This window comes from Exiguobacterium sp. s102 (assembly GCF_018618635.1).
In the GTDB taxonomy this organism is placed as follows: domain Bacteria; phylum Bacillota; class Bacilli; order Exiguobacteriales; family Exiguobacteriaceae; genus Exiguobacterium_A; species Exiguobacterium_A oxidotolerans.
In genome coordinates, this window is record NZ_JACSML010000001.1 from 1003768 (window position 1) to 1010916 (window position 7149).

The following is a 7149-nucleotide window of genomic DNA, read 5'->3' on the forward strand; positions in this document are numbered from 1 at the left end:
AAGTGTACTTTTACGAACGTTTTGATTTTTAACAGAGCTGGCTTAAATCTTGAGAGTTAGTTAGTATTAAAAGTTAACCGTACATATCTTTAGTTTTTTATTTACGTTAGGGAGTGTCATCATGAACATATTCGAAAAGTTTCAAACGGTTATCATTTTATTGGCAGTAGGTACCGGGCTTTTCCTAAGACAATGTGTTTTTTTGAAACGTACGCTGAGTCTTTCATCGTTCCATTTTACTGCTTATGCTCTATGGGTCGTTTCTAACAATTCCTTTGCAGCATCTAAAAGACGCCTTTAAGAATCTTAAATTTTTAAATACAAGTACCGTTATTAATTTTGTGTGGACGCTTGTATTGGCATGAAGCCTTGGGGCAGTCGTCCTTGCCGATCATCCAGCTTTATGGATTGGATTCATTATGTTAATGGTCACCCCATGTACAAACTGGTATTTGATGTTCACTTCCATTGATAAAGGGAATGTACCACTGTCCACTTCTGTCTTGACAATTAATTTGATCCTCCAGGTAGTGCTTCTACCCATCTATCTGTTCATTTTTGCCGGTACGATTGATTCCATCCCGTTATCGACGATTGAAGAAAGTATTCTACTGGTACTAGTGATTCCTTTCGTTCTTGCGCATTTGACCCGTTATGCCTTGAGGAAGAAAGAAGTCTTCTTAAATAAGAAGGTGGTACCCTTTTTCGCTGCTGCACAAATAATCTTTTTATCCTTAGCAATCCTGGCTATGTTCGCGTCGCAAGGAAATTATTTAGTCAACAATCTAGAGGTCATTTCTGTATTAATCATACCGGTTTTACTTTTCTTCGTTGTTAACTTTGTGCTTGCACAAACAGTAGGGAAAGTTATGAAATTTTCTTACGAAGATACAGTGAGTCTAAGCCTTACAATCATTGTACGAAATTCGCCCGCTTCTTTAGCGATTGCTGTAATCGCCTTTCCAGATCAGCTGCTGATTGCATTAGCATTAGTCATTGGTCCGCTTATTGAATTGCCCGTGTTAGCGATTGTTTCTCAAATATTGCTCTCATTAAGGAAAACCAATACAGCGAAAAAGCTCAACTGGCAGTTTGCCAGAAGCAGACAGGGATTGGAAAGACAATTAATTTAAGTTAACATATCATGAAGTTATCGAAAATTCATCTATCATAAGTAGTTTAAGAAGTAAAATTTGAGTGATGACTTGTCAAAATCGTTCTTCTTATTAAAACTTGACCACGTACCTTGGTACGTAGTTTAAGATGTAGGTGAGGTGATTGAAATGGACTACCAGATTGGGAAGCTTACGGAAATCTGCGGCGTCAACAAAGAAACGATTCGGTATTACGAACGAAAAAAACTATTACAAAAGCCAACCAAAAACAGTTCAGGATATCGCATCTATTCAAAAGATACGGTAAAACGGGTTGATTTCATCAAGCGTATGCAAGAGCTGGGATTTTCCCTAAGTGAAATTGATCGACTCCTTGGAATTGTAGACAAGGATGAAGCCCGATGTGCGGATATGTATGAATTTGTATCCACAAAAGAAAAAGAGGTTCGAAAAAAAATTGATGATTTACAACGAGTATCGTTGATGTTGAGTGATTTAAAAAGACGATGTCCCGATGAAAAAGAACTGCATGACTGCCCCATTTTAGAGACCTTGATTGAAGTTTGAGACAAAGAACGGGTAATAGGAGCTTGAAAAATTCACAGATTTCTATCTTCCGAACAGACCAAATATCATTATCACTAGAAAAGGAGTTTTTACGATGAACAACGACAAAATCCAAGTCACTCTTCCTGTAACGGGAATGACTTGTATGAGTTGTGAGACTCACGTAATGGTAGCATTGCGAGCAAGCGGCGCTGAGAACACAAAAGCCGATTTTCGCCGTGGTCAGGCTACGTTTGAAATCGCTGAAGAGAAACTGGAACTAGCGAAAGAGACTATCTACGGGGCAGGTTATCAAGCGGGCGAAGCGAAGGTGAAAGCCAAAGGAAACGAAGTTGTCTCCCATAATCCGACGAGTGATTATGACCTATTGATTATCGGTTCAGGCGGCGCTGCATTTTCGGCTGCTATCAAAGCCGTTGAAAAAGGGGCGAAAGTAGCGATGGTCGAACGGGGCACTATTGGCGGCACATGTGTCAATATTGGCTGCGTCCCTTCCAAAACCCTGCTTCGGGCAGGGGAAATCAACCATTCGGCAGACAGCCACCCGTTTACTGGCCTGAAAACAAATGCAGAATCGGTTGATTTGGCTGCGCTAACTAGCCAGAAAGATGAGCTGGTTGAAGGGATGAGACAGGGAAAATATATCGATCTAATTGGTGATTACGGGTTTGAACTGATTCGGGGTGAAGCTTCATTCACAGATGAAAAAACAATCGAAGTGAATGGAAAAACTTATACCGCCACTAAATTTTTGATTTCCACAGGGGCGAGCCCGTCCATTCCGGATATTCCAGGTCTTAACGAAGTGAAATTTTTAACAAGCACCACCGCTTTGGAGTTGAAAGAAGTTCCGAGAAAAATGGCTGTTATCGGTTCAGGCTATATCGCGATGGAACTGGGCCAGCTGTTTCATAACTTAGGAACGGAAGTGACGATGATGCAACGGAGTGAACTGCTACTAAAAGAGTACGATCCTGAAATCTCGGAAGCCACCGAAGAAGCCTTAACCAAGCATGGTCTGAAATTCATCAAAGGGGTCATCTATAAAAAAGTAGAACAAAAAGGGGATGTGAAAGTAATTCATCTTGAAGTAAACGGGCAAGAACAGATGATTGAAGCGAATCAAGTGCTGGTCGCCACCGGAAGACAGCCAAATACAGGCTCTCTCCAACTGGAGAAAGCCGGAGTCGAGATTGGACCGCGTGGGGAAGTGGCGGTCAATGAGTATCTGCAGACAAGCAATTCTGCTATCTATGCAGCGGGCGATGTGATCTTGGGTCCGCAGTTTGTCTATGTGGCTGCGTACGAAGGTGGACTAGTAGTGGAGAACGCACTGGATGGGGCGGAAAAGAAAGTGGATCTGCGTTACGTTCCGGGCGTAACATTTACTAACCCGTCCATTGCGACGATCGGGCTGACGGAACAACAGGCCCGTAATGAAGGATACGCGGTGCTGACATCCGTCCTGCCGCTTGAAAATGTGCCAAGAGCCCTTGTGAACCAGGAAACAAACGGAGTCTTCAAACTGGTGGTAGATCAGCAAACAAGAAAAATCCTTGGGGCGCATGTAGTAGCTGAAAACGCGGGCGAGGTCATTTACGGAGCCACACTGGCCGTGCAGTTCGGTTTAACCACAGACGATCTGAAAAACACGATGACGCCCTACTTGACAATGGCTGAAGGATTGAAACTGGCTGCTATCACACTGGATAAAGACGTCAGTAAACTGTCTTGCTGTGCCGGCTAATGGTTGAGGGGTAGATTCGCTGATGAGACAGGCAGAAACTAGCAAAAAAGAAAGAACGACAGCTGAAAGAAAATTTCAAAAGTAAAACTAACGGCGAATCATTTTTAATTTAGCCCTTTTGTATTCGAAAAATTAGCCGACTAGCCACTTGTTCGAAAAAATATGTATACGCAAAATCACTGCTATTCTCTAATTTTTTTGATTGAAGAAAAAATGGAACTCTGGACAAGGTACACAGTTTATGTTGGCAAAGGCAGTGGAATAGGAGTACTAATGGGACAAATGTAAAAAGATAGAGGAAGCGACAGTTGTTGCAAGGAAAGGATGAGAAAAATGGTAGAAAACTTCGATTTGATTGTGATTGGAACAGGTTCGGCCGGTTCCGCCGCAGCCTCCAAGTGCAGTAAAGCAGGATGGAAAGTAGCAATCATCGACTCCCGTCCATTTGGCGGAACCTGTTCTCTCCGGGGGTGCGATCCGAAAAAAGTGCTCGTGGGAGCCGCAGAACTGATTGATGGCATCCATAGAATGAAAGGAAACGGCGTCACTGCAGGTTCTGACCTTGATTGGTCGGAGTTGATGGCTTTCAAACGCATCTTTACCGAACCGGTGCCGGATAGCCGGGAAAAGAACTTTCAAAAAGCAGGGATTCAAGCCTTTCACGGGCGCGCTTCCTTTTTGAGTGAAGATCAGATTCAAGTAGGCGATGACATTTTAACCGGAAAGCATATACTGATCGCAAATGGAGCCAAACCGGCGCCGTTGGCGATTGAAGGAACGGAACACCTTACCTACAGCGATGAGTTTCTGGAACTGGATGAGTTGCCGGCGAAACTGGTGTTTATCGGCGGCGGATACATCTCCTTTGAATTTGCCCATATCGCTGCGCGAGCCGGATCGGAAGTGCATATTATTCACCGGGGAAAACGTCCGCTTGAACACTTCGAATCGGAGTTAGTGGATCTGTTGATGGAAAAATCAGAAGAGGTCGGCATTCATCTCCATCTGGAGACAGAAGTGAAGTCAATCGAGAAGAACGGAGCTTTTTACACCGTAACTGGAGTGAATGATGGCCAACAAGTTCACTTTGAAGGCGGTCTGGTACTGCATGGTGCCGGGCGCATGCCGGATTTAGAAGACATGCAGCTGGAAAAAGGCAATGTGGAGCGCGAAAAAAGAGGCGTTGCCGTCAATGAATTCCTACAGAGCCGTAGCAACCCAAGAGTATATGCAGCGGGGGATGCAGCCGCAACTGAGGGGCTGCCGCTTACGCCGATTGCCTCGATGGAGTCGCATGTGGTGGCATCCAACCTGCTCAAAAAAAATCACCGGTCGCCTAATTACAAAGTGATGCCGACTGTGGTGTTCACGCTTCCGAAGCTCGCCTCTGTCGGATTGTCCGAAGAACAGGCTAGAGAAAAGGGCCATCAAATCAAAGTGAATAAAATGGAGACATCCGACTGGTACACCTACAAACGCACAAACGAAAAATATGCAATGGTGAAAGTTATCATCGATGAAGAAAGTGATAAAATACTGGGCGCTCACTTGATCAGCCACGAAGCGGATGAATTAATAAATCACTTCGCGACTGCCATTCAGTTTAATTTGACGACTAAGGATCTCAAACAGATGATCTATGCCTATCCAACGGCGGCTTCTGATCTGGGGTACATGGTGTAAGGACTATATATAGCCTTAAAAACTAGTTAATATATGACCGTATTATTGGAAGAGTAGGAACTTCGTATAAAGTTCCTACTTTTTTGTTCGACGGTTTGTCAAATTAAGTGCAACACTTCTTCGGTGAAGACCTCGTATGCAGTTTTCCAGGTGAGACATTTCCGTGGTCTCCCATTAATCCAGGCGAGCGCTTGAGCGATTCCAGAACGACTGACCTTTCCGAAATCTGTCCCCTTGAGGAAAAATTCACGGAGAAGACTATTGGTGTTCTCGTTACTCCCACACTGCCAAGAAGAATACGGATCCGCAAAATACATAGGTAAGCCTAGCGTGTCACGAATTCGTTCATGACAGCTAAATTCTTTTCCGCGATCTGTCGTCGCAGTTTGGAACTTTCCCAACGAGAAGGAAAGATGTAATGCTTGAATCGCAGACTCCATTAGACTTGGAATTATAAGAGACTTTGATGATCAACCTAATGCACAAAGGAATCATGAGAAATATAATCAACATACTAATATATGGATTAAAACTACTAAGAGTTATACATTGGAAACGGAGTTTTTTGAAGAAAAAGGAAGTATGCCGTCCAAAAGGAAACGTTCAATGGACGGAACGACTATTCGAAGACGGATACGGATGCGACGTTTATGCGGATGAAGGAAGATCATATGCAAAATGGACAACTCAAGCCTAGGTACAACGTGCAGATTGCGACCGAAGGTCAATATACCCTCGCCAACTGGTCCTACGATGAAACGACCGATCACTTTGTATGCCCGAACGGGCAGAACGTGACGTTCCGTTACATGTCTAAGAAGACGGATCGATATGGTTTTACCCGCGATTTCAAGGTGTACGAAAGTGAGGATTGTGATGACTGCCTGCTTCGATCCCTCTGTACCAAGGCAGAGAAGGGGCGTCATCGCCAAGTCTGAGTAAACGTTGCATGGGAAGAGCAAAAGGAACAGGTAAAGGACCTGCTTTCAGATCAAAAAAACGGGAAAATCTACGCGAAACGTAAGATATACGTAGAACCAGTTTTTGGGAATCTGAAGGCTGATTTGCGTTTCACTCGTTTTTCCGTAAGAGGAAAAGCAAAGGTGGAACGTGAGCTTGGATTCATTCTTATGGCAGTAAATCTGAGAAAGTGGCTCACCCAAAGTATTGCCCGAGGGGCAATTTAACAAGAGGTGATGAAAAAAATAAGGGATGGCGCATCATGATGATGGCAATCCCTTATTTTCATTAAGAGTCAGCTAGTTATGTCCCAGCCTCTTCAGACTGTAGACAAACCCTCATTTCCACTTGGAAATGAGGGTTTGTTTTTATGTATGCGTAAAAAATATGACACTCCATTAGGATTCCGACTGGAATCCCATGACCAATTGGCCAATTTTTTGAGGTTCAGGGCAGCAAAAGTGAGCATGGCCTGCATCGTCACTTTTTTAACCCGCGGTAGCGAGTCCAACGCATGCCATGCTTTTCTTTCGCGTCCGCAAAGACACGTTCGATTGTCTCTTTTCGTCGGGTATACAGCTACTTGTTAACCGGTGTATGGCGAAGTTGCTCGACTTCGTCGATTGCATCTTGCCAGATATGCCGATGAATCACTTTCTGCATCGTCTGACTTTTCGTACACCGTTCTAGAAATGGACAAGTTTCACAGATCTTTGGATCTGATACCCACTCCCGTCTTCCTTCCCGTGTAATTGTTCGATAGACAAGTGGCTGATTATTTTCACAGAGATAGCAGTCGTAATACGCATCATAATAGAAGGCATTCGTTTTGAACATACCCTTCACCCCTTTGGGGCGGGTGTAGGGGAAGACTGGCAAAATACGCTGTCTGAGAAGTAAATGTGCGATGGGGGCGGTTTTATAGGCGGAGTCTGCGACGACTGCAAACGGGACGGTAAAACGGTGGATGATGAGTTCGAGCAAGGGCTTTAAAATGATACTATCGTGAATATTACCTGGTGTGACAATTGTCCCGAGGACAAAACCATTCCGATCACATGCTGTATGAAAGGAATA

The 7149-nt window shown here is 44.0% G+C and carries 3 protein-coding genes and 4 pseudogenes; 5 read left to right on the top strand and 2 right to left on the bottom strand.

All coding sequences use genetic code 11. The features are described 5' to 3' along the window. Positions 1-121 precede the first annotated feature (121 nt). From KNQ02_RS04895 to KNQ02_RS04910, 4 genes and pseudogenes are all read left to right on the top strand, one after another. A pseudogene (locus tag KNQ02_RS04895) lies at positions 122-1133 on the top strand (arsenic resistance protein). A gap of 150 nt (positions 1134-1283) precedes the next feature. After that, positions 1284-1682 carry a mercury resistance transcriptional regulator MerR gene (merR, locus tag KNQ02_RS04900; protein WP_214807394.1) on the top strand — a complete coding sequence of 133 codons (399 nt, stop codon included), beginning with the start codon at positions 1284-1286 and terminating at the stop codon, positions 1680-1682. Between the two features lie 94 nt (positions 1683-1776). Beyond that, positions 1777-3429 carry a mercury(II) reductase gene (merA, locus tag KNQ02_RS04905; RefSeq protein WP_214807395.1) on the top strand — a complete coding sequence of 551 codons (1653 nt, stop codon included), beginning with the start codon at positions 1777-1779 and terminating at the stop codon, positions 3427-3429. Positions 3430-3762: 333 nt separating this feature from the next. Further along, on the top strand, positions 3763-5112 hold the full coding sequence (locus KNQ02_RS04910) for a dihydrolipoyl dehydrogenase family protein (RefSeq protein WP_214807396.1): 1350 nt from the start codon (positions 3763-3765) through the stop codon (positions 5110-5112). A 98-nt stretch (positions 5113-5210) separates the two neighbouring features. On the opposite strand, the pseudogene KNQ02_RS04915 reads toward KNQ02_RS04910, so the two are convergent. Beyond that, positions 5211-5552, bottom strand: a pseudogene (locus KNQ02_RS04915) (IS30 family transposase); the annotation flags it as partial. A 156-nt stretch (positions 5553-5708) separates the two neighbouring features. On the opposite strand from KNQ02_RS04915, the pseudogene KNQ02_RS04920 reads away from it, so the two are divergent. Further along, positions 5709-6299: pseudogene (locus KNQ02_RS04920) on the top strand (transposase); the annotation flags it as partial. A 191-nt stretch (positions 6300-6490) separates the two neighbouring features. On the opposite strand, the pseudogene KNQ02_RS04930 reads toward KNQ02_RS04920, so the two are convergent. Beyond that, a pseudogene (locus tag KNQ02_RS04930) lies at positions 6491-7149 on the bottom strand (transposase); the annotation flags it as partial.

Excerpts from the sequence above, each read along its gene's own strand:
- merR (WP_214807394.1), top strand. The coding sequence starts at position 1,284 with ATGGACTACCAGATTGGGAAGCTTACGGAAATCTGCGGCGTCAACAAA.
- merA (WP_214807395.1), top strand. The coding sequence starts at position 1,777 with ATGAACAACGACAAAATCCAAGTCACTCTTCCTGTAACGGGAATGACT.
- KNQ02_RS04910 (WP_214807396.1), top strand. The coding sequence starts at position 3,763 with ATGGTAGAAAACTTCGATTTGATTGTGATTGGAACAGGTTCGGCCGGT.